This window comes from Tenacibaculum sp. MAR_2010_89, assembly GCF_900105985.1.
Lineage (GTDB): Bacteria > Bacteroidota > Bacteroidia > Flavobacteriales > Flavobacteriaceae > Polaribacter > Polaribacter halocynthiae.
The window spans coordinates 1,732,260-1,756,205 of record NZ_FNUB01000005.1; the positions used below are offsets into that span (position 1 = coordinate 1,732,260).

Below are 23,946 nucleotides of genomic sequence, written 5' to 3' on the forward strand. Positions count from 1 at the left end.
TTAATTAATAGTTAGTTAAGTGGGGTGTGTTTGTGATTGAGTTTAAAAAGTAATGTGTTGATATGCACCTAAATCTATATTTGTTGCTCTGCTAACCCCAAGAATATCAGAAGTAACTATAGTGGGGATTCCTTTGTTAATAGCTTCGCTTTTATCTCCAATAATAAAACTATTAGAGAAAACATCTTTAAAATTTGAAGGTTTATTTAAATAAATATTTTGATAATGTAAAGTATTGTCAAATTTTAGCTCTAGATTATTTGTAAAGCTATTATTAATGTCATTAAATTTAATCATACAGTTCTTTATGTTATAATTAAATAAACTTTTATCACTTTTATCTAAAATAAATTCAATATTGTTATTGCCATCAATAATACAGTTAGTGAAATTAGCTGCAAATAAATCTCTTGTTAAAGTGTTTTCTTGACCATTACTATTTGTGAAAATTATAAAATTATTAACTAAAACAGCAGGTAACTGTCGTAAACTGTTGTTCCAAAAATTAGAGAAGGTAGCATGAGTAAAATTATAAGTGCCACCAAATGTGCAAGCCAAAGAGGATTGTCCTGTGTTTCCAATAACTAAATTCTCACCTAATATATTGGTATTTCTACCTAAAATCCCATAACTAGAATTGTTGTAAATCTCTGTGTTTTTAATTGTTAAAGTAGGAGTGCTATTATGCCCTATACTGTCTACTAAAATACCAACAATTCCGTTTTTTATTAAAGTATTGTTTAATACATTTTCCTTACTTCCTGCTCGCATCCATATTGTACCCCATTGTCCTGGTACATCTTTAAAACTATGTTCTAATCTATCTCCTTGAAAAACTATTTTTTTGTTTAAAGTTCCATTTGCTTTTAAACTTGCTTTCGTATCTATAATTAATCCAGAATTTCTATGGAAGTGAAGTTTAGCACCAGGATTTATAGTTAAAGTTTTATCATTAGGAACAGCTGCATATCCATAAATTACATAGGGTTTATCATCAGTAAAAATTAGTTCATTGTCTTTAAGAAAGCGTCCTTGTATTTTTGAATCTTTACCATCTATAGTAAGTGTTTCAATTCCCACATTGTTTTTAGCAGGGAAAATAAAATGAGCATCTTGAACCAAAGTAACTAAATCTACATCTTGTTGATTATTACCATTATCAAATAAAATTTTATCAGTGTAAAGAGGGTTTGTTACAGTATTGAAATCAATAGTAGTTTCAACGAAAACATACATACTGTCATTTGCTAAAATTTCAACATTTTTAAAATCCTTTCCAGGTGTTCCATCTACATTTAAACGATAGTTAGATGTTGTTCCGTTCTCTAGCTTTATTTCAGGGATGGTGATAGCTTTATTACTTTTATTATAAACTTTTAAATTATAGGTAGCTGAACCTATATTACTAAAAATAGTATCTAAAAAAACTGTGTCTTTTGAGAATTCTAGGCTTCCAAAACTTGGAATAGTTTCAAAATCTTTTCTGCAAGAACTACTAATAATTAATAAAAAAACTAATAAAAAGCAATAAACATACCTCATAAGTAAAGTATCATAAGTTTAACAAAGTGATAAAAATAACAATATAACCTTAGATTATTGAAATTATTGTTTTACCAATTCAATTTCAAATAATTTACCCCAATGCTTACCTGTAACATATAAGTGATTATTTTCTGAATTGTAAGCTATTCCATTTAAAACATCATCTTCATCTACTAATTTTTGTGTTTTTTGCATTTCTTTTACTAAGCCTTTTAGATTTATAATTCCTTCTACTACACCATTTTTAGGATTGATAATAGCAATTAATGGTTTTTGCCAATAATTAGCGTAAATTTTACCATTAATTAATTCAAGTTCATTTAATTTTTCTAAAGAAAGTTTATTGGTGTAGGCTTGTATATTTCTTTTTTCTTGTTGATTATTAGGGTTTAAAAACCAAATTTTATTTGTGCCATCAGATTTTATTAGTTCATCTTTACTATGAGTTAATCCCCATCCTTCATTACTATTATTGTAATTAAATTCTCCTAACTTTTTAAAACTTTCTAAATCATAAATAAAACCTTTACGAGCTTGCCAAGTTAGCCAATAAATTTTGTTTTTAAAGATGGTCATTCCTTCTCCAAAGTATTTTTTATCTAAGTCAATTTTTTGTATAACTTTTCCTGTTTCCAGTTCTACTTTTCTTAAAGAAGATTTCCCTCTTTTTCCAGTTGTTTCATATAAAAAACCGTTATAGAATTCTAGTCCTTGTGTATAAGCATTTTTGTCATGAGGATAAGTATTTATAATTTTATATTTATAACTATCATATTTTTTGTTAGCTAAAACCTCAATAGAATTATTTAGTTTTTTTGATTTTTTCGGATAAAAAACAACTGCAGTTACAGCATGTTTACCGACTCCAAAATCATTTGTATTTATAGCAATACTGGTTTCTTTATTATTAATACGTTTACTGTTTACATATAAATGAACAGAATCAATTGCATCTCCCTTTAATTGTTCAAGTTTAACAGCAGCCTTATCTCCTAATTTAACTTTCTTGCTTGTGCTTAATTTGAATTTATAACTGGTTTCACTACAGGATGTTAATGCGATGATAGGTAGTGCTAGTATTGTTAAGTATTTATAGATGCGCATATTTTGTTGTTTGATTTTCAATTTATGTATTAATACTACAAATTAAAACATTTTTTTGTTTGGAAATTAAAAAAAAGAATTAAATTTGCAACTTCAAATAGCCATTGCAGGTTTTTGATTTTACTGAAAGCGTTTATAATCTTACCAATTATAAATAATTTCACTATAAAGTTTAAAGTTTTTTAAAAGATGAAAAAAGGTATACACCCAGAAAATTATAGAATGGTAGCATTTAAAGATATGTCTAACGGAGATGTATTTTTAACTCGTTCAACAGCTAATACTAAAGAAACATTAGAAGTTGAAGGGAAAGAATATCCATTATTAAAATTAGAAATTTCTAGAACTTCTCATCCGTTCTATACAGGTAAATCTAAATTAGTAGATACTGCAGGACGTATTGATAAATTCAAAAATAAATATTCAAAATTCAAAAAGTAATTTTGTTTATTCACATATAAAAAAAGCTCTGATATTTATCAGAGCTTTTTTTATGATGAAAATCTTGTATTTTAGCGAGTAAAATTCAAAAAAAAATGAGAGACACTATTTTGGCAGTTGTTATTATTGCAAATGTTTTATGTGGCGTATTGGTTTATTTTATACCTGATATGGGGAATTACATTTTGCTAACCATTGCATCGGCATTCACCATGTTAGCGATATATGATGCTTTTTTACAAAAAAAACATTCATTAATGAGGGCGTTTCCAATAGTAGCTAGATTACGTTGGGTTTTTGAAGAAGAGCGTGAAAAAATTCAGCAATATTTTATAGAGGATGATTTAAATGGAACACCAATAAATAGAGAGAAGAGAAGTATAGTGTATCAACGCTCAAAAAAAGAAATTGAAACAGTTCCTTTTGGTACACAGCATAATGTATATGAAAAGGGGTATGAGTTTGTAAAACATTCTCTGTTTCCAAAAGATCATCATAAAGTAAAAGGGGATAGGGTTTTAATAGGTTCAGATAAGTGTATTCAAAAGTATGATACTTCTATTATAAATATTTCAGCAATGTCTTTCGGTTCTTTGAGTAAAAATGCTATAATGGCGCTAAACCAAGGAGCAAAAATGGGGGATTTTGCACATAATACAGGTGAAGGTGGTATTTCACCCTATCATTTAGAAGGTGGTGATTTAATTTTTCAAGTTGGAACTGGTTATTTTGGTGCTGGAAAAACAGTTAAAGGTAAGCGTGTTTTTGATGAGGAGATTTTTAGAGAAAATGCTGTAAGACCGGAAGTTAAGATGATTGAAATTAAAATTTCACAAGGAGCAAAACCAGGACATGGAGGTATTTTACCAGCTAAGAAAAATACAGAAGAAATTTCTAAAATTCGTTCTGTTGAGCCATATACTAGGGTTGACTCTCCACCCAATCATGATGCCTTTTCTAATTTTGAAGAAATGATAGCTTTTATTCAAAAGGTTAGAGATTTAAGTGATGGAAAACCTGTTGGAGTTAAGTTTTGTGTAGGCGATAATGATGAGATTGAAGAAATGATTAAAACTTTTGCAGAGGTTAAGAACTATCCAGATTTTATTTCAGTTGATGGAGGAGAAGGAGGAACAGGTTCAGCACCTCTTGAGTTTTCTAACTATGTTGGTACTCCTTTGCTAGATGGATTGGTTTTTGTGAATAAAACATTAAAAAAGTATAAATTAAAAGAACAAATTAAAATTATAGCAAGTGGTAAGGCAATTGATGCTTTTGATGTGGTTAAATATTTAGCATTGGGAGCAGATGTAATAGGTATGGCTAGAAGTTTTATGTTAAGTTTAGGGTGTATTCAGGCGCGTGAATGTAATTTAGATACTTGTCCCGTTGGAGTGGCAACACAAGATGAAGATTTAGTAGAAGCCCTGGTTGTTAAGTACAAAAACGTTAGGGTTAAAAATTATCATAGTAAAACAATTGATGCAGTTAAGGAGGTAGTTGCAGCCATGGGTAAAGATAAAATTAGCGATGTTACTTCAAAACATGTATTTAGAAGAGATAAAGCTGGAGCTATTATTTCTTTAAATGAAATTTATGAAAATTAAATTTTCATAAAAATTTATAAATCAAAACAAACAAGATTTTTTGGAATCAACTCTTACTATAAACAATCAGAAATATCAATTAGAACGTTATCCAAAAACAAAAGATAATACTTTAAAGGCATGGAGTAATGCTGAGTTGTTGGTGTTGAATAATGTTATAAGTAAAGACGTAAAAAATATTCATTTATTTAATGATCGTTTTGGTTTTTGGAATTGTACATTAAATGATAAAAAAGTAACTACTATTTGGAATTACGCAAGTCAGCAAAAGGCAATTAATCATAATAAAAACCTTAATGAATTAAATTCGAATATTATTTATAAAACTTCTTTAGATGATTTAGAAAAAGTAGAGTTGGCATTGATTAAGATACCTAAATCATTAGAGTTATTTGAATTGTTTTTACAACAAGTCCATAAAGCTTCAATTTCTTCTACGGAAGTTGTATGTGGATTTATGACTAAGTATTTTTCACCTTCTTTTTTAAAAATAGCTTCAAATTATTTCGAAATTTCGGAACAATCAAAAGCATGGAAAAAAGCTAGATTGTTAGTGTTAAAACAACCAAAAGAGGATATTGAATATAAAGAATGTAGTAATAAAATAGGTTACAAAGGAAAAGAATTTAATCAATATTACGGAGTGTTTTCATCTGGGCAAATTGATATTGGGACACAGTTTTTTTTGAAACATATAAAAGTGTTACCAAGTGAATTGAAAGTTTTAGATTTAGCTAGTGGTAATGGTGTAATTGCTCATGAGTTAATAGGTAAATATCCAAATATAGAAGCTACTTTAATTGATGATTTTAATTTGGCAATAGCTTCGTCTAAACTTAATTTAAAAAATAAAAAAGCTACTTTTATTTGTGATAATAATTTAAATAATTTAGAAGAAGGGTGTTTTGATTTGGTGGTTTCTAATCCACCTTTTCATTTTGAACATGAAAATAATATAGAAGTAGCTTTAGAGTTATTTAAGGGAGTAAAGAGGGTTTTAAATGGAGACGGTCGTTTTCTTTTAGTTGCGAACAAACATTTGAATTATAAAACTCATTTAACTATTCTATTTAATAACGTTACTGTAATGGCTGAAAATGCAAAATTTATAATTTATGAATGTGTTAATTAGAGGTAAATATGATAAAGAGTAGTTAGAATTTATTAAAATATAAAAAAGCCACATGTTTAATGTGGCTTTTTTGTTGATTTTAAAAGTTAATTACCAATAATATGACATTCCAAAAATTAATTGAGAAGGGTTTAAGTTAAGATCAAATCTATTTTGATTTTCTTTAAATGAAGTACCATTTTTAATAGTAGTATTTGTGTATCCTAAAGATCCAAAGTAGGCTTGAATAGCTATTTTATTTGTTAAAAAATAGCTTACTCCTGGTCTAATTCCTATGAAAAATGTATTAATATCACTGGTTGGTATATTACTTGAGTTTTGAAAAATAGTTTTTGTTTTTCCAGTTTGATAATTCACTTCACCCTGTAAGAAAAAAGATAAATTTGAAACAATAAAATAATGTTTTTTGATGTAAGAGTTGAAACTAAAAGTATTTGTGTTTTGTGTAGTTAGATTTTGATTGTTGTCTGTATTATCATTGTTTCTATAATTATACCCTATTCCAAAGCCAAGACTAAGGTTATCACCAATAAAATAATTTAGTTTTGGTGTGATATTAAATGAAAAAGTTGAGTTTTCATTTTTAATTTGGTCATAGCTTCGATTAAAGCTGTAAACAGAAAGATCAGTTGTGAAATTCCATGTTCCTTTTTCGATTTTAGTGACTCCCTTATTTTCTTGAGCATTTAAAATTCCGCTTGCGATAAAAATTGCAGCAATTATTATTTTTTTCATAAAGTTATTTATTTAAATCTAATGTAAAAAAACATTATTTCTATTATAGGTGAGTTGATTAATTTCCGAATGGACTAATTTAATTTCCAGATACAAAATATGTTAATAATTATTGTACTAGTGGGTGTTTTTTTATTAAGGATAATTAGAGATAATTAATACTGGTAAGTAGCTAGTGTTTTTGTGAAATTAATATGGAAAATAAAATTGAGTTAATTAGAAAGCGTAGAAAGGGGGTAGAGAGTTAAATAAATAAAAAACCACCTAAAGTTTCTTTTAGGTGGTTTTGTGAATATAAAGTATTTGCTTTTAAGCTTCAACTTCCATGTAGTCTTCAATAGGGTTGCATGAACAAATTAAATTTCTATCTCCATAAGCATCATCAACTCTTCTAACAGACGGCCAAAATTTATTTTCAGCTATATATTCTAGAGGAAAGGCTGCTTCTTTTCGAGAATAAGGTAAGTCCCATTCATCAGCAGTTAACATCTCTTGAGTATGAGGAGCATTCTTTAAAACATTGTTGTTGTTATCTTTTACAGCTTCATTAATTTCTTTTCTGATGGATATTAATGCATCACAAAAACGATCTAGTTCAGTTATGCTTTCACTTTCTGTAGGTTCTACCATTATAGTTCCAGCTACAGGGAAAGATACAGTTGGTGCATGGAAGCCATAATCCATTAATCGCTTAGCTATATCTACTACTTCAATACCGTTTTGTTTAAAAGCTCTACAGTCTAAGATCATTTCATGAGCCGCGCGCCCCATTTCACCTGTATATAAGGTGTCAAAATGACCTTGCAATCTTTCCTTTATGTAGTTTGCGTTTAATATTGCATTTTTAGTAGAGTTTGTTAATCCATCTGCACCTAACATTGTAATATACCCGTAAGAAATTAAACAAGCTAAAGCAGAACCCCAAGGAGCTGCTGAAATTGCTGTGATGGCATTATCACCACCTGTACTAATAATTGGGTTTGTTGGTAAAAAAGGAACTAATTGAGGAGCAACGCAAATTGGGCCAACTCCAGGTCCACCACCACCATGAGGTATAGCGAAAGTTTTATGTAAATTTAAATGACAAACATCAGCTCCAATTGTAGCAGGGTTTGTTAAACCTACTTGAGCATTCATGTTAGCACCGTCCATGTAAACTTGTCCTCCATTATCATGAATAATTTGTGTAACCTCTTTAATGGCTTTTTCATAAACTCCATGAGTAGATGGGTAGGTAACCATTAATGCCGCTAAATTATCTTTGTGTAATTCGGCTTTGACACGTAAGTCTTCAACATCAATGTTTCCTCTTTCATCAGTTTTAGTAACAACTACTTTCATACCAGCCATGATAGCAGAAGCAGGATTGGTACCATGTGCAGAAGCGGGTATTAAACAGATGTTTCTGTGATCATCACCGTTTGATTTATGGTATGCTCTAATAACCATTAATCCAGCAAACTCTCCTTGTGCGCCTGAGTTAGGTTGTAAAGAAGTACCTGCAAAACCAGTAATAACATTTAATTGTTGCTCTAAATTGATAAGCATTTCTTGATACCCTTGAGCTTGATTTAAAGGAGCAAAAGGGTGAATATTACCCCATTGAGGGTTGCTTAAAGGTAACATTTCAGAAGCTGCATTTAACTTCATAGTACAAGAACCCAAAGAAATCATAGAGTGATTTAAAGCTAAATCTTTGCGTTCTAATTTTTTAATATAACGCATCATATCTGTTTCAGATTGATACGTATTAAATACTTCGTTTTCTAAGAAAGTAGTATTTCTTTGAATGTTTGTTGGTATTACATCAACAGAAGTAAATTCAGTTATAGTAATATCTTGTATATTGAAAGTTTGTTCGAAACAATCAATAATTGTGTTTATTTCTTTTAAACTAACAGTTTCGTTTACAGAAATTGAAACATGATTTTCATCAATGTAGTTAAAGTTTATTCCATTTGATTCAGCTACAGAACGTAACTTACTAGTTTCTACTTCAACTAAAATAGTATCAAAATAAGAACTATTTTTTTGTTTGAAACCTAATCTTTCTAACCCGCTAGCTAATGTTGTAGCAGCAGTGTGAACTTGATTAGCAATGAAATTTAAGCCGTCTTTACCGTGGTATACGGCATACATACCAGCCATAACAGCTAATAATACCTGAGCAGTACAAATATTTGAAGTAGCTTTTTCTCGTTTGATATGTTGTTCACGAGTTTGTAAAGCCATACGTAAAGCACGGTCTTCATTTCTATCTTTAGTAACACCTATAATACGACCAGGTATACTACGTTTGTAAGCTTCTTTAGTAGCAAAATAACCAGCATGAGGACCTCCATATCCTAATGGAATACCAAATCTTTGTGTAGTACCAACAACTACGTCAGCTCCAAATTCAGCAGGTGCTTTTAATAAAACTAAAGATAAAATATCAGCAGCTACAGCTACTTTTATGTTGTTTTCATTTGCTTTAGCAACGAAATCAGTATAGTCATATACTTGTCCATGTTTTCCAGGGTATTGAACAATGGCCCCAAAAAACTCATCTGAAAAATCAAAGTTTTCATGGTTGTCAATAACTAGTTCAATTCCAATAGGAATAGCTCGAGTTTGTAATACCGATAACGTTTGCGGTAAAATATCTTCAGAAACGAAAAATTTGTTAGCACCAGCTTTTTTCTTAGCTCTTTCACGAACATCAAATAATAAAGCCATTGCTTCAGCAGCGGCAGTACCTTCATCTAATAAAGAAGCATTAGCTAATTCCATTCCAGTTAAATCACAAACCATTGTTTGATAATTTAATAAAGCTTCTAAACGTCCTTGAGCTATTTCAGCCTGGTAAGGAGTATAAGCAGTATACCATCCTGGGTTTTCTAAAATGTTACGTTGAATAACACTAGGTACAATACCTTCGTGGTAACCTAAACCTATATAACTTTTAAAAACTTTATTTTTGGCAGCTAGTTCATTTATATGCCCTAAATATTCATATTCACTCATTGCGGGAGCTAAATTTAACTCTTCTTGTAATCGAATATCGTCAGGGATAGTTTCATTAATAATTTGATCTAAAGAATCTACACCGATGGTCTTTAGCATGTTTTCTTGATCCTTAACACGAGGACCAATGTGTCTTAATTGAAATGAATTCGTGTTCATTTGTGCTGTTTGTTTTAAGTGCCTCAAAAATAATTAAAATAGATGATTTAATAAGCATGTTTTTATCGTAAACTATATAATTTATTACCTATATATATAATAATAAACATATGTGTTATTTTTGTTTAATGGATTACTTAAAAAAAGTTGTAAATTTTTATATAAATTCAAGTATTCATGTAGGGTTTTCTGTGTATGCTTTTATGAGGTTAACAGAATTGTATTTTGGATTACCTTATAATGAACCGTTAGATTTTTTTGTGTTTTATGGAACAATAACAGGTTATAACTTTGTTAAGTATGCAGGTGTAGCAAAATTACATCATAAAAGCTTGACTAATAATCTGAAATATATTCAAGTTTTTTCTTTAGTGTGTTTTCTCTTAGCGTGTTATTATTTAGCTCACTTAAAAGTAAAAACACTAATACTAACTCTACCATTTGGTTTATTGACTTTATTTTATGCTGTGCCTTTTATAGGGAAGCTTCAAAAAAATTTACGAAATATTAGTTATTTGAAAATTATAGTAGTTGCATTAGTTTGGGCTGGAGTAACTGTGTTGTTGCCAATATATGATGCGGGCAATCAGTTAGATGTTAAAACTTTTTATATGTTATTTCAACGTTTTTTATTTGTAATAGTATTAATTCTGCCTTTTGATATAAGAGATATAAAGTTTGATGCTATTTCTCTTCAAACGATACCAAGAAAAATAGGAATTGAAAATACTAAAAAAGCTGGCTTTTTTATTTTAATGATATGTTTGTTTCTAGAGTTTTTAATAGCAGAGGAGAATGTTTTTAGAAAGGTGTTTTTTATTGTTTTTCTACTTTTTTCTACAATGTTAATGAGAGCGAAAGAAGAACAGTCAAAGTATTATAGTTCTTTTTGGGTAGAAGCTATTCCTTTGTTGTGGTGGGGAATGCTTTTGATTTTTTAAAAAATAAGGGGTAAAAGTTTCTTTTTTTAAGCAAATTAACTTAAAAAAGAAAATGTTATCATTTTGTGATACTTTTTTAACACATCCTTTGTAATTTGCGCTGACACAACACAACATACTAAAATATTTAAAAAATGAACACAGTAAGTACTTTAAAAAGAAATTATATTTTTGATTTTGATAGTACGTTAACTAAAGTAGAAGCACTAGATGTTTTAGCTGAAATTACTCTAGTTAATAATCCTAAAAAAGAAGAGATTATTAATGGTATAGTTAATATAACAAACTTAGGGATTGATGGCGAAATTTCTTTTCCTGAATCTTTGGAAAGACGAATTCAGTTATTGGATGCTAAAAAATCAGATTTGACAGTTTTAATAGAGGAGTTAAAACAAAAAGTATCTTTGTCAATTGAAAGGAATAAAGAGTTTTTTGAAAATTTTTCTGATGATATTTATGTTATTTCCGCTGGTTTTAAAGAGTTTATTGATCCTATAGTTGCCGCATATAATATTCCATCTGAAAGAGTGTATGCAAATACTTTTGAGTTTGATGAAAATGATGTTATAGTTGGTTTTGATAAGGATAATGTGTTATCAACTCATAATGGGAAGATCCAATGCTTGAAAAATTTAGAGCTTGAAGGAGAAATTCAAGTGATAGGTGATGGATATAGTGATTATGTAACTAGAGAAGCAGGAGTAGCAGATAAATTTTTTGCTTATACTGAAAATGTATCAAGAGATAAGACAGTTGCTAATGCTGATTATATTACTCCAAATTTAGATGAATTTTTATACGTAAACGATTTGCCAAGAAATATTTCATACCCAAAGAATAGAATTAAAATTTTATTATTAGAAAATGTACATGCTGATGCTTTTACAAAACTTTCTGCTGATGGTTTTTCTGTAGAAACTGTGTCAAGAAGTTTATCAGAAGAAGAGTTGATAGAGAAAATAAAAGATGTACATGTATTAGGTATTCGTTCTAAAACTCAAGTTACTGAAAAAGTGATTAAGGCTGCTGAAAAATTAATGGTCGTATCAGCTTTTTGTATTGGTACTAAACAAATAAATTTAGAAGCTTGTAAAGAAAATGGAATTGTAGTTTTTAATGCGCCATATAGTAATACACGTTCGGTAGTTGAGTTGGCTATTGGAGAAATTATCATGTTAATGCGTAGTGTTTTTCAACGAAGTACAGAATTACATAACGGAGAATGGAATAAAACAGCACAGGGCTCTAGAGAGGTTAGAGGTAAAAAGTTAGGGATTGTTGGTTATGGTAATATTGGTAAACAGCTTTCTATATTGGCAGAAGCTTTAGGTATGGATGTGTATTATTATGATGTTGAAGATAAATTAGCATTGGGTAATGCAACGAAAATTAACACTTTAAAAGAGTTGTTAAATATCTCAGATGTAATTACGTTGCATATTGATGATAACGCTGCAAATAAAAATTTTATTGGAGCAAAAGAGATAGCTGAAATGAAAGATGGTGCACACTTAGTTAACTTGTCAAGAGGTTTTGTAGTGGATATTGAAGCTTTAGTTGAAGGGTTAAAGTCAGGGAAATTATCTGGCGCAGCTGTAGATGTGTATCCTGAAGAGCCAAGGAAAAATGGTGATTTTTATACTGAATTGAAAGGGTTGAATAATGTTATATTAACACCACATGTAGGAGGAAGTACTGAAGAAGCTCAAAAAGATATAGCGGATTTCGTACCAAATAAAATCATGAGTTATATTAATTCTGGAAATACGGTAGATGCTGTAAACTTCCCTAATATTAGATTGCCAAAGCATAAAAACGCACATCGTTTTTTGCATATTCATAAAAATGTACCTGGTGTTATGGCAGAAGTTAATAAGGTGCTTGCAAAATATGAATTGAATATTACAGGTCAATACCTTTCTACTGATGAGAAAGTTGGATACGTTATTACTGATGTTGATAAAGAGTATAACCAAGAAGTGATAGGTAAGCTTAAAAAAGTAAATGGTACAATTAAATTTAGAGTATTGTACTAGTAATTAAGTTTAAAATTTATTAAAATGCCTTGAAGTTAATTCGAGGCATTTTTTATGGTAAAAAAATAAGTTTAAGCAATAAGTAATTTTCAGTTTGACCATTAGAAAGAATAGTTTCTTTTTTATTGAATTCAATTTTTTTTAATTTAGAAGAGAAATATGTCCAGTCAGCGTCTGAAATGTTAGATAATTCATTTAAAGAGTTTCTTATTTGATTCATAATGTATTTTATAAAGTGTCAAAACTACTTAACTCTGTTTCAATAATATTTGCGCCTTTTTGTAATGTTGTAATATAGTTAGTGATGTTTTCAACTTTAAATCTACTTAAAGGCCCAGAAGCACTAATGCTAGCGATTACTTTTTTATTTTTGTTTTTTATTGGAATAGCAATACACACTAGACCAGATTCTAACTCTTCCATGTCTAAGGCATATTCTTGTTTTTGTATTTTTTCTAACTCTTTTTTTAATAAAGAAATAGAAGAGATAGTGTTTTTATTATAAGAAGTTAATTCAATATTTTCTAAAATATTTTCTTTGATAGAGGTAGAAGAGAATGCTAATAATAATTTTCCTGAAGCTGTAGCATGAATTGGTTCAAATGATCCAATTGATGTGTTGATCTTTAAACCATGTAAGCTATCTGCTTTGTCTATATGAAATACCTTATTGTCTTTAAGTATACTAAATAAAACTGTTTCTTGTATTTCAAGAGCTACTTTTTTTATAGACTTATTGGTGAGTTTAGTGATTGCTTTATATATGGAAACTCGATTGCCTAATTCAAAAATTTTACTACCTAAACTGTATTTTTCGTCACTGTTTTGATGAACAATATTTAATGAAGTTAATGTGTGCAATAAACGATAAGTTGTGCTTTTGTTGTAACCAGTTTTTATAGCTAGTTCTCTAACCCCCACGAAGATTTTTCTTCAGTAAAAGCATCTAAAAGTTTAAAAGCTTTTATGATAGATTGATTTAATTTATTGTCGTTAACTTCTTTCATCTAATAAAAAATAATTGTATTACTTATTTGCTAAAGTAATAAAAAAGATATAAATTTATAAAACACCGTTTTAAATAGTGAAACACTTATTGTTTTTTATGTTATATAAATTGAGCATTTAAAAGCTCTTTTTACTAGGTGATTTAAAAAGAAAGTATGTATAAAGCAACATTAGAATACGCGTTAGGGTTAGATAAAGAAGATAAATTATCATATTTACGTGAAGAGTTTCATATACCAAAAGATGAAGATGGGAATGATTGGTTATATTTTACAGGAAACTCTTTAGGATTGCAACCTAAACAAACACAAAAATATATTCAACAAGAATTAAATGACTGGGCTAATTATGGAGTTGAAGGTCATTTTGAAGGTAAAACACCATGGTTACCTTATCATGAGTTTTTAACGGAAACTATGGCAAAAATAGTTGGCGCAAAACCATTAGAAGTTGTTGTAATGAATACATTAACAACAAATTTACACTTGTTAATGGTTTCTTTTTATCAGCCTAAAAAAACAAAATATAAAATAGTTATTGAAAGTGATGCATTTCCATCTGATAGATATGCAGTTCAGTCGCAATTAAAATTTCATGGTTTTGATGTTGAAGAAGGATTAATTGAATGGAAGCCAAGAGAGGGAGAAGAGCTTTTAAACATAGAAGATTTAGAAAGTATTGTTTCTGAGCAAGGTGATGAAATTGCTTTATTGTTAATAGGAGGAGTAAACTATTATACAGGTCAATATTTAGATTTAAAAAGAATAGCAGAAATAGGTCATGCTAAAAACTGTTTTGTAGGTATCGATTTAGCGCATGGAGCAGGTAACATATCTCCAGAGTTACATGATTCAGGAGTGGATTTTGCTGCTTGGTGTACATATAAATATTTAAATTCAGGACCAGGAAGTTTAGGAGGCTTGTTTGTACACGAGAAACATGCAGAAAATAAAGAGTTACCGCGCTTTTCAGGTTGGTGGAATCATAATAAAGAAACACGTTTTAATATGCGTCAACCTTTTGACGTAATGGCTGGAGCAGAAGGCTGGCAATTGTCAAATCCTCCTATATTATCAATGGCAGCAATTAAGGCTTCTTTAGATATGTTTAATGAAGTAGGGATGGAAGCATTACGTGAAAAATCTGAAAAACTAACAGGTTATTTTGAGTTTTTAATAAATGAAATAAATTCTGATGACATTAAGATAATTACTCCTTCAAACCCAAAAGAAAGAGGTTGTCAGTTATCTATTCAAGTAAAGAATGCAGATAAAAGTTTACATAAAAAGTTAACTGAGAATAATATTATTACTGATTGGAGAGAGCCAGATGTTATTCGTTGTGCACCAGTACCAATGTATAATAGTTTTGAAGATGTTTATAAAATGGTTTCAATTTTAAAAGGACTATTATGAGTTTAGAAGTTCATATTAAAGATGTAGTTAAAAGAGATGTAAATACTGTTTTTAATGCAGTAGTAAATAAAAATATAATTTCAAAATACTTTGTTTCTAATGCAAGTGCTGATTTAATTGAAGGAACGAAAGTAAAATGGGAGTGGAAAGATTTTTGTGCCGAATGTTTGGTTACCGTATTATCAATTAATGAAAATAGTAAGATTATTTTTAGTTGGAAGGGAAATAAAGTTACCACTGAAGTTGAAATGGAATTTAATAGTCAAAGTGATAATGTAACTGAAGTAAGTATTAAAGAAAGAAGTTATGATAATAATGAAGAAGGGATTAAAAAAGTAATGCAACAAACTCAAGGATGGACAGATTTTATTTGTTCATTAAAAGCGTATTTGTATACAGGGATAAATTTAAGAAACGGAGAAATGAACTAATTTAGTTTTATGAATAAAAAAGATAATATACTTATTATAGGAGCTGGTTTATGTGGTTCATTGTTAGCTTTACGATTAGCACAAAGAGGATACAAAGTTGAATTATTTGAAAGTAGGCCAGATTTACGAACTAATGATATATCAGCAGGTAGATCTATTAACTTAGCATTATCGGATAGAGGCTTTAAAGCATTGCGTTTAGCTGGAGTTGAAGATAAGGCACGAGAGATATGTATTCCAATGCACGGGCGTTTAATTCATGATGCTAAAGAAAATACATTTGCTTCAAATTATTCAGGAAGACAAGGGGAATATATTAACTCAATTTCTAGAGGAGATTTAAATGGTATTTTGTTAACTGAAGCAGAAAAGCATGAAAATGTAACCATACATTTTAACAAAAAATGTATTTCAGTAGATATTGAAGAAACGGTAGTACGTTTTAAAGATTATAAAACAAAAGAAGAGTTTTCAGTAAATGGAGATGTGATTTTTGGAACTGACGGAGCCGGTTCTGTATTGAGGAAAAGTTATTATTTAGAAAGGAAATTTTTGTTTAGTTATTCTCAAAATTACTTAACACATGGATATAAGGAGCTTGAAATCCCTGCAGACGCATTAGGAAATCATCAAATAAGTAAAGACCATTTACATATTTGGCCTCGTGGAGAATACATGTTAATAGCTTTGCCAAACTTAGATGGAAGTTTTACCGTTACTTTATTTTTAAGTTATGATGAAGGAGAATATAATTTTAATAACTTAACAACTGAAAAGAGAATAACTGAATTTTTTGAAAAAGAATTTCCAGATGCGTTAAAATTAATTCCAAGTATAAAAGATGAGTTCTTTAATAATCCAACAGGAGCATTAGGAACAGTAAAATGTTCTCCATGGTTTTATAAAGGAAATACAGTGCTTATGGGAGATGCAGCTCATGCGATTGTTCCATTTTATGGGCAAGGTATGAATGCTTCTTTTGAAGATGTAACAGTTTTTGATACAATTTTAGATAAACATGAAGGTAACTGGGAAGCTGTTTTTAAAGAATACCAACTGGTTAGAAAAGAAGATACAGATGCAATAGCCGATTTAGCAATAGATAATTATTATGAAATGCGTGATCATGTTGCTAACCCATTATTTAAGCAAAAACGTATGTTAGAAATGTCGTTAGAAGAAAATTTTCCTAAAGAGTATTTCTCAAAATATTCAATGGTTACTTTTAATGAAAACATACCCTATTCAGAAGCAATGAAGAAGGGAAGAGCGCAAGACAAAGCATTGTTAAATATGGTTGCTCATAATGATTTGAATTCAGTTTCTAATTTAAAAGAGGTACTTAGAAAGGTGCAAGAAGAAACGAATGAGATTTTAGAGGAAGATAAGATAGCAGGTTTATAGATGAGAAGATACATAGTTTTATTACGAGGTATTAATGTGTCAGGAAAAAATAAAATTCCTATGGCAGAATTACGAGAGTTATTAAACAATTTGAAATTTAAAAATGTACAAACATATATTCAAAGTGGAAATGTTATTTTAGATTCTGACGATTCAAAGGAAGTTATCTGTCAAAAAATAGAAAAAGAAATTACTAGCAAATACGGGTATAAAGTTCCTGTATTTGCAAGAAATCAAGAAGAATGGGAAAAAGCAATTACAGCTTATCCTTTTTCATTAGAGAATGAAAAAATAGTTGCATTTTCTTTTTTAAATAAAAAACCAGCATCTACCGAGATAGAAGTAAAAGGGATTAAAGATGATAAATATAAAGTTGATGGTGATGTTGTGTATTTAAATTGTGTGTCTGGTTTTGGAAAAACGAAACTGACAAATAATAGCATTGAAAAAAAATTAAATGTAGTAGCAACTACAAGAAACTATAAAACAACTGTAAAATTATTAGAGTTGGCAACAAAAGAATAATGGGAGAAAAAAAAGTAACACCAAGAGGAGCTTATCCACATGTTAAGGTAGTAGGAGATTTTATTTTTGTATCAGGAACAAGTTCGCGCCGTGCAGATAATTCAATTGCTGGAGTAGATATTATTGATGAAATGGGAACCAAACGTTTGAATATAGAAACACAAACGCGTGAAGTTTTAAAAAACATTGATAAGAATTTACAAACAGTTGGTGCTAGCATAAAAGATGTAGTAGATGTTTCTACTTTTTTGGTAAACATGAATGATTTTGCAGGTTATAATAAAGCATATGCTGAGTTTTTTGAAAAAGAAACAGGTCCTACACGTACTACTGTAGCTGTACATCAATTACCACACCCTGATTTAGTGGTAGAAATTAAAGTTACAGCATATAAAAAAGCAAACTAATTTAATGAGTGAATTCAGTCAAAATAAAAAAGAGCTAATTAATAAAGGTTATTCAATTACTGAGTCTATTTTTAGTGATGAAGAACGTTTACAATTAATTCATTTGATTGAAAGTTCAGAAAATAAATATGCTATTAGGCAATTAGTAAACAAGGTGCCAGAAATAAAAGAAGTTATTTTTAAAAATGAAAAATTTAAAAAACTATATGCTTCTGTTTGTTGTACTGATTATTTTTTGTCAAAAGCTATCTTTTTTAATAAAATAGGGAAATTTAATTGGTTTGTTAGTCATCATCAAGATTTAAGCATTAGTGTAAAAAAGAAATTAATTATTGAAGGCTATACTAATTGGACTAATAAAAACGCGCAGTTAGGAGTTATACCTCCTAAAGAAATTTTAGAAAACATAATCACTTTTAGAATACATTTAGATAAAACAGACGAAACTAATGGTGCTTTAAAAGTGATATTAGAGAGCCATAAAAATGGAATTATTAGAATTGATGAAAATTTTAAAAAAGAAAATATAGGTAAAGAAGAGTTGTGTATTGTAAATGAAGGTGGAGTTATGTTAATGAAACCATTACTATTACATGCATCTTCTAAATCAATAACAAATCATGATAGAAGAGTAATTCATTTAGAATTTTGTAATCAAGAAATTCCAATGGAGTGGTTAGAAAGAAAAGAGATTATATGAACATAAAAAACTACATAAATGGCGAGTTTCTGTCTCCAATTAATGAGAATTACATAGATAACTATAATCCATCAATAGGAGAAGTATACGGTACAATACCTAACTCGACTAAAGAGGATGTTGCATTGGCTTATAAAGCAGCAAGTGATGCTTTTCCTGAATGGTCTAATAAAACATTGGAAGATCGAAGTAGAATTCTAATAAGAATATCTGAGTTATTAGAAGCTAATCTTGAACGTTTCGCTAATGCAGAAGCTAAAGATAATGGTAAACCAGTTTCGTTAGCAAGTGTGGTTGATATCCCAAGATCTGCAAGTAATTTTCGTTTTTTTGCAAATGCCATTACTCAGTTTTCATCAGAGTCTCATGAAAGTATTGGATTAGGTGCTGTCAATTTTACATTACGTCAACCTATTGGCGTAGTTGGTTGTATATCACCATGGAATCTTCCCTTATATTTATTTACATGGAAAATAGCTCCGGCAATTGCAGCAGGTAATTGTGTTGTAGCAAAACCAAGTGAAGTAACGCCAATGACTGCGTATTTATTAGGGGAAATATGTAATGAAGCTGGATTACCAAAAGGAGTATTAAACATAGTTCATGGTTTAGGACAAACTACTGGACAAGCAATTATTGAGCATCCTGAGGTAAAAGCAATTTCATTTACAGGAGGTACAGCAACAGGAGCACATATTGCAAGAACTGCAGCACCTATGTTTAAAAAGTTGTCTTTAGAACTTGGTGGAAAAAATCCGAATGTCATTTTTGCAGATTCTGATTACGATAAGATGTTAACTACAACGGTACGATCTTCATTTGCTAACCAAGGTCAAATTTGTTTATGTGGAAGTAGAATTTTTGTTGAAGAATCTATATATGAGCAATTCAAGAAAGATTTTGTAAAAAAAGTATCTGAATTAAAAATAGGTAACCCTTTTGATAATGATACAAATGTAGGAGCACTTGTTTCAAAACAACATTTAGAAAAAGTAAAATCATATATTGATATAGCCGAAAATGAGGGAGGAAGAATTCTTTATGGAGGAAATCGAGTAGTGGTAGAGGGAAGTGAAAACGGATACTATTTACAACCTACAATTATCGAAGTTGGAGATAATAAATGTGTATTGAACCAGGAAGAGATATTTGGACCTGTAGTAACCTTAATGTCTTTTAAAACGGATAAAGAAGCTCTATTGTTGGCTAATGATGTAAAGTATGGGTTATCAGCAACTTTATGGACTAATAATTTAAACAGAACAATGCAGTTTTCTAAACAATTGAATACTGGAATTGTTTGGGTAAATACATGGATGTTGCGAGATTTAAGAACGCCTTTTGGTGGACAAAAAGCGAGCGGAGTTGGACGAGAGGGTGGTTTTGAAGCATTGCGTTTTTTTACTGAACCTAAAAATATTTGTATAAAATATGAATAATGAAATACGACAAAGAATTGTTGAGGTTTGTGATAAAAAAATAGCTCAAAAAGGAGATCAAGTTGGAGTTTCATTCTACGCATTTTTTAAAAATAAAAATGATGATCCTAAATTACTCATGGAAGTGGCAACTTGGTGGATTCAAACACATCAATTAGATCATTTTGAAAAAGCAATTAAAATTAAAAGAAAGGTTAAGAATAACGAATAGATATGAATTTAAATATACAAAATAGGAATGCCTTAGTTTGCGGAAGTACACAAGGTATAGGAAAAGCTTCAGCAATTCAATTAGCTGAAGAAGGAGTTAATGTAACCTTAATAGCTCGTAATGAAGAAAAGTTAAAAAAGGTTTTAGACGAGCTACCAAATAATAATCAAAGGCATGCTTATATTGTTGCCGATTTTTTAAACCCTAAAGAGTTAAAAGAAAAAATAGAAGCTACATCTTTAGAATTTCATATTTTAATAAATAATACAGGAGGCCCTGCTGGTGGTCCTGTTTTCAATGCTCAATTAGATGAGTTTGAAAGAGCATTTACTCAGCATTTAAAATGTAATCATGTGTTGGCTCAGGCAATAGTGCCGTTTATGAAAAAAGAAGGATATGGAAGGATTATAAATGTAATTTCTACTTCTGTAAAACAGCCACTTGACGGATTAGGAGTGTCTAATACAATAAGAGGTGCAGTAGCTAGTTGGTCTAAAACATTAGCAAATGAATTAGGACAGTTTGGAATAACTGTAAATAATGTATTACCAGGAGCTACAGGAACCGAGCGTTTAAACGAAATAATAAATAACAAAGCAACAAAAACGGGTAAAACAATAGAAGAAGTATCTGAAGCAATGAAAAATGCTTCACCAGCTAAACGTTTTGCAAAACCAGAAGAAATAGCAAATGCAGTAGTTTTTTTAGCAAGTGATAAAGCAAGTTTTATTAATGGAATTAATGTCCCTGTTGATGGGGGTAGGACTAAAAGTTTGTGATGATTTTAAGGTTAAAATACTAAAAAAAATAAGGGGTAGCTAAAAAATATATATAAATATAGTAACTTTATAACTTAGTAAATAATTAATTAACCAACTTAAATATTAAAGTATGAATCGCAGAAAATTTATTACAACTTCAGCTATTGGAGCAGGTGCATTAACAATGCTTCCAACTTCAACTATTGCTAGTAACAATGTAAACTCTTTGTCTAGTTTAAATAAAATTAAAAATATTTCATTGAGTAGTTTACCATTTAACTTTACAAAGGCACATGAAGGTTTAATAGCAGAGCTGAATCAATTAGGGTATATGTATGATTCTAATAAACTAGTTAAATTATCTAGTAAGTGTTATGCTATTTCGGTACAGAAAAAATCCTTATTAGGGTTTACAAGTGATGAGTTAGCAATACTTATTGAAGAGAACGGAACGAGTAAGTATTATATTTTAGAAGAGAAGTTAGCTGTTGAGTTTAATACTTTAATAAAAAACTATAGCTATAATATGGATGCAAATGGTTTTAGCTATGATTTAGCTGAATTCGCTTTTCCTGTAAAAATACAAGAAGCTAAAAAAGGTAAGGAAAGTATTTTTTCTTATAAAAATAAATTGAATAATACTATTACGTTAAAAAGTAATAGAAAAAAATCTAGAGCAATTATCTGTTAGATTAAAAAAGTAACTAAGGTTTCTTAAAAGGAGATTGTCTAGAAAGTATATCATTTAAAATAAATCAATAGAGTCTTATATAAATCATAAATTTTGATTAAGGCTGTTTTTGTAAATTGTTTTTTATGAAAAAGTGTTACTTTTTTAGACAATCTTTTTTTTGACCTATTATAGAATAATAAAAAATGAGCAAGTTAGTACAACCTTTAAATTTTAAAAAGTGGATTGATGAAAATCGTCATTTATTAAAACCACCAGTAGGTAACAAACAAGTTTGGGATAATGGAGAGTATATTGTTATGGTAGTTGGAGGCCCAAATAATAGAAAGGATTATCATTATAATGAAACACCAGAATTTTTCTATCAAGTAGAAGGAGATATGGTGTTGAAAATTATTGATGATAAAGGAGAAATGATAGATGTTGAAATTAAAGAAGGAGATATTTATTTATTGCCAGGAAAAGTACCTCACTCACCACAACGTAAAGCTAATACCGTAGGTTTAGTTATTGAATATCCAAGAGATGAGGGTATGTTAGATGCTTTAGAATGGTATTGTGAAAAATGTGGTACGCAGCTTTATAGAGAAAAATTTGCTTTAGATAATATAGAAACTGATATGCCTATTATTTTTGATAAGTACTATTCTAATACGGAAAAATGTACCTGTTCTAACTGTGGAACAGTAATGGAATCTCCTAGTAAAGTAAAATAATGATTGATGAGATAAAGAAAAGTTTTTCTAAACAGGGTTTTATGAAAACTCTAGGAGCAAAAATTCTTCATATCAAAGAAGGAGAAGTGAAAATACAGTGTATGAAGGTAGATAATCTTACCCAGCAACATGGTTTTTTTCATGCTGGCGTACTAACAAGTATTATGGATGTTGCTTGTGGTTATGCAGCGTTAACAGTAATGCCAGAAAATTCAGATGTTTTATCTGTAGAATTTAAAACAAATTTATTACGACCAGCTAATTCTAAATTAGTTGTAGCCACAGGAAAGGTGGTAAAGTCGGGAAAAACTCTAGTGTTTTGTGAAGCTAAAGTTGAAGATGAACAAGGCACATTGTATACTACTATGCAGGCTACAATGATTTGTTTACAGAAAAAGAATGCTAATTAATATTATAAATTATAGTTGCAATTAAAATAAAAAATGAAACAACGAAAACTACGAATAAACGGTCACTCACACTTATTACCTTATCCAGAACAAATTCCTCAATTTATGAAGGAAAAAGAAATTTTTTGGGTAGATGATGAACGTAAACATATGCTTCAAAAAGGATGGAAAAGACCTGTAACTGACTCTAGTTTTTTCTTAGATGAGAAATTGATTTGGATGGAGAAAAATAGATTAGATCATGCAGTGGTTCTAAATCTTTCTCAATTATATGGTAACGGGTTGCGTTTAGAAGAAATGAAAAAAGCATTGCGTTTTCAAAATGATTTTAATGCAAAAGTTCAGCATGATCATCCAGATAAGTTTACTTGTGGTTTTGTAGTTCATCCAGGGTTTATTTACGGAGCATTATATGAAATGGAACGTTGCGTAGAAGAGTTGGGGTTAAAAGTATTGTGTTTGCCAACTCATTTTATGGATTCAATTGGTCAATGGCGTTGTGTATTTGATAAAGAAAATGACCGTATTTTTGAGTTAGCAGATAAGTATAAGTTAGCTATTGAAATTCACCCGTATGATGGAGATAAAATGATAAAATTAGAGAACACTAATTGGCGTTTTCATTTAATTTGGATGTTGGCGCAATGTGGTGATGCTTATCATTTTTATACATTAAATGGAATGCAAGAACGCTTTCCAAATATTAGAACATGTTTTGCACATGGAGGGCAATTAGCTCAAATGAATTTAGGACGACGTATTCAAGGATTTGATGGAAGGCCAGATTTGTTTGAAGGAAAAACGCATCCAAGGAAGGCGGTAGGGCATCCTAATATCTTTTTTGATACGTTAGTTCATGATACAGATTCTTTAAAATTAATGATAGATCGTCAAGGGTCAAATCAAATAATAATGGGGCTAGATGATCCATATCCGTTAGGAGAAATGGAAAGTGATGCCCAATCATCATATCCAGGAAAATTATTAGATTTAGCAATTGATAGAGATATTATCGACCAGAAGCAATATGATGAAATTTGGGAAGATAATACTTTACGATGGTTATTTGGAGATGATGTAAAAGCAAAACAGGATTTGGTAAATAAGATACTTTCAAAATAA

At 29.7% G+C, this 23,946-nt stretch carries 24 protein-coding genes; 18 read left to right on the forward strand and 6 right to left on the reverse strand.

The genetic code is table 11. The features are described from left to right. Positions 1-42 precede the first annotated feature (42 nt). Together BLV71_RS11145 and BLV71_RS11150 are read right to left on the reverse strand one after the other, a co-directional pair. Positions 43-1,542, reverse strand: coding sequence for a hypothetical protein (locus BLV71_RS11145; protein WP_093870623.1), 1,500 nt, complete (start codon positions 1,540-1,542; stop codon positions 43-45). Positions 1,543-1,605: 63 nt separating this feature from the next. Next, entirely contained in the window at positions 1,606-2,649 is a 1,044-nt protein-coding gene (locus tag BLV71_RS11150; RefSeq protein WP_093872011.1) for a glutaminyl-peptide cyclotransferase, read from the reverse strand. A gap of 189 nt (positions 2,650-2,838) precedes the next feature. Between BLV71_RS11150 and BLV71_RS11155 the strand changes: the two genes are divergently transcribed. The 3 genes from BLV71_RS11155 to BLV71_RS11165 all read left to right on the forward strand — a co-directional run bounded on the left by BLV71_RS11155 (position 2,839) and on the right by BLV71_RS11165 (position 5,829). Then, entirely contained in the window at positions 2,839-3,090 is a 252-nt protein-coding gene (locus BLV71_RS11155) for a type B 50S ribosomal protein L31 (protein WP_093870624.1), read from the forward strand. Positions 3,091-3,185: 95 nt separating this feature from the next. Continuing rightward, on the forward strand, positions 3,186-4,697 hold the full coding sequence (locus BLV71_RS11160) for an FMN-binding glutamate synthase family protein (protein ID WP_093870625.1): 1,512 nt from the start codon (positions 3,186-3,188) through the stop codon (positions 4,695-4,697). A gap of 40 nt (positions 4,698-4,737) precedes the next feature. Then, positions 4,738-5,829, forward strand: coding sequence for a class I SAM-dependent methyltransferase (locus BLV71_RS11165; RefSeq protein WP_093870626.1), 1,092 nt, complete (start codon positions 4,738-4,740; stop codon positions 5,827-5,829). 90 nt (positions 5,830-5,919) lie between these two features. Here BLV71_RS11165 and BLV71_RS11170 read toward each other — a convergent pair whose 3' ends face one another. Both BLV71_RS11170 and gcvP read right to left on the reverse strand, forming a co-directional pair. Beyond that, entirely contained in the window at positions 5,920-6,564 is a 645-nt protein-coding gene (locus BLV71_RS11170; RefSeq protein ID WP_093870627.1) for an outer membrane beta-barrel protein, read from the reverse strand. Positions 6,565-6,873: 309 nt separating this feature from the next. Continuing rightward, positions 6,874-9,729 carry an aminomethyl-transferring glycine dehydrogenase gene (gcvP, locus tag BLV71_RS11175; protein ID WP_093870628.1) on the reverse strand — a complete coding sequence of 952 codons (2,856 nt, stop codon included), beginning with the start codon at positions 9,727-9,729 and terminating at the stop codon, positions 6,874-6,876. Between the two features lie 128 nt (positions 9,730-9,857). Between gcvP and BLV71_RS11180 the strand changes: the two genes are divergently transcribed. Both BLV71_RS11180 and serA read left to right on the forward strand, forming a co-directional pair. Continuing rightward, positions 9,858-10,670: a UbiA family prenyltransferase gene (locus BLV71_RS11180; RefSeq protein WP_093870629.1), complete on the forward strand. Its 813-nt coding sequence runs from the start codon at positions 9,858-9,860 to the stop codon at positions 10,668-10,670. Between the two features lie 134 nt (positions 10,671-10,804). Next, positions 10,805-12,706, forward strand: a complete 1,902-nt coding sequence (gene serA / locus BLV71_RS11185; protein ID WP_093870630.1) for a phosphoglycerate dehydrogenase — start codon at positions 10,805-10,807, stop codon at positions 12,704-12,706. A 52-nt stretch (positions 12,707-12,758) separates the two neighbouring features. Here the strand turns inward: serA and BLV71_RS18590 are convergent, their stop codons facing one another. Continuing rightward, entirely contained in the window at positions 12,759-12,926 is a 168-nt protein-coding gene (locus BLV71_RS18590; RefSeq protein ID WP_176974391.1) for a hypothetical protein, read from the reverse strand. A gap of 8 nt (positions 12,927-12,934) precedes the next feature. Continuing rightward, entirely contained in the window at positions 12,935-13,627 is a 693-nt protein-coding gene (locus tag BLV71_RS11190; RefSeq protein WP_255405163.1) for an IclR family transcriptional regulator, read from the reverse strand. 242 nt (positions 13,628-13,869) lie between these two features. On the opposite strand from BLV71_RS11190, the gene kynU reads away from it, so the two are divergent. The 13 genes from kynU (at position 13,870) to BLV71_RS11255 (ending at position 23,946) form a co-directional block, all read left to right on the forward strand. Beyond that, positions 13,870-15,129 (forward strand): kynureninase, encoded by a 1,260-nt coding sequence (kynU, locus tag BLV71_RS11195; protein WP_093870631.1) that lies wholly within the window; start codon positions 13,870-13,872, stop codon positions 15,127-15,129. Beyond that, positions 15,126-15,560 (forward strand): SRPBCC domain-containing protein, encoded by a 435-nt coding sequence (locus tag BLV71_RS11200; RefSeq protein ID WP_093870632.1) that lies wholly within the window; start codon positions 15,126-15,128, stop codon positions 15,558-15,560. Before kynU ends, BLV71_RS11200 begins: the two co-directional genes overlap by 4 nt. A 9-nt stretch (positions 15,561-15,569) precedes the next feature. Next, entirely contained in the window at positions 15,570-16,964 is a 1,395-nt protein-coding gene (locus BLV71_RS11205) for an FAD-dependent oxidoreductase (protein WP_093870633.1), read from the forward strand. Next, complete coding sequence (locus BLV71_RS11210; protein ID WP_093870634.1) at positions 16,965-17,489, forward strand: DUF1697 domain-containing protein; 525 nt, start codon at positions 16,965-16,967, stop codon at positions 17,487-17,489. It abuts the gene before it with no gap. Further along, on the forward strand, positions 17,489-17,896 hold the full coding sequence (locus BLV71_RS11215; protein WP_093870635.1) for a RidA family protein: 408 nt from the start codon (positions 17,489-17,491) through the stop codon (positions 17,894-17,896). Before BLV71_RS11210 ends, BLV71_RS11215 begins: the two co-directional genes overlap by 1 nt. A 4-nt stretch (positions 17,897-17,900) precedes the next feature. Continuing rightward, a complete protein-coding gene (locus BLV71_RS11220) occupies positions 17,901-18,596 on the forward strand; it encodes a phytanoyl-CoA dioxygenase family protein (RefSeq protein WP_093870636.1) in 696 nt (231 codons plus the stop codon). Next, the gene (locus BLV71_RS11225) at positions 18,593-20,035 is read left to right on the forward strand and encodes an aldehyde dehydrogenase (RefSeq protein ID WP_093872012.1); all 1,443 of its coding nucleotides are present in this window, start codon (positions 18,593-18,595) and stop codon (positions 20,033-20,035) included. Before BLV71_RS11220 ends, BLV71_RS11225 begins: the two co-directional genes overlap by 4 nt. Then, on the forward strand, positions 20,028-20,246 hold the full coding sequence (locus tag BLV71_RS11230; protein WP_093870637.1) for a DUF6500 family protein: 219 nt from the start codon (positions 20,028-20,030) through the stop codon (positions 20,244-20,246). The genes BLV71_RS11225 and BLV71_RS11230 overlap by 8 nt, the downstream gene beginning before the upstream one ends. 2 nt (positions 20,247-20,248) lie before the next feature. Then, positions 20,249-21,025: an SDR family oxidoreductase gene (locus BLV71_RS11235; protein ID WP_093870638.1), complete on the forward strand. Its 777-nt coding sequence runs from the start codon at positions 20,249-20,251 to the stop codon at positions 21,023-21,025. A gap of 112 nt (positions 21,026-21,137) precedes the next feature. Continuing rightward, the gene (locus BLV71_RS11240; RefSeq protein ID WP_093870639.1) at positions 21,138-21,698 is read left to right on the forward strand and encodes a hypothetical protein; all 561 of its coding nucleotides are present in this window, start codon (positions 21,138-21,140) and stop codon (positions 21,696-21,698) included. Between the two features lie 185 nt (positions 21,699-21,883). Beyond that, the gene (locus tag BLV71_RS11245) at positions 21,884-22,414 is read left to right on the forward strand and encodes a 3-hydroxyanthranilate 3,4-dioxygenase (RefSeq protein ID WP_093870640.1); all 531 of its coding nucleotides are present in this window, start codon (positions 21,884-21,886) and stop codon (positions 22,412-22,414) included. Positions 22,415-22,455: 41 nt separating this feature from the next. Further along, positions 22,456-22,824, forward strand: coding sequence for a PaaI family thioesterase (locus BLV71_RS11250; RefSeq protein ID WP_255405166.1), 369 nt, complete (start codon positions 22,456-22,458; stop codon positions 22,822-22,824). A 33-nt stretch (positions 22,825-22,857) separates the two neighbouring features. Beyond that, a complete protein-coding gene (locus tag BLV71_RS11255) occupies positions 22,858-23,946 on the forward strand; it encodes an amidohydrolase family protein (protein ID WP_093870642.1) in 1,089 nt (362 codons plus the stop codon).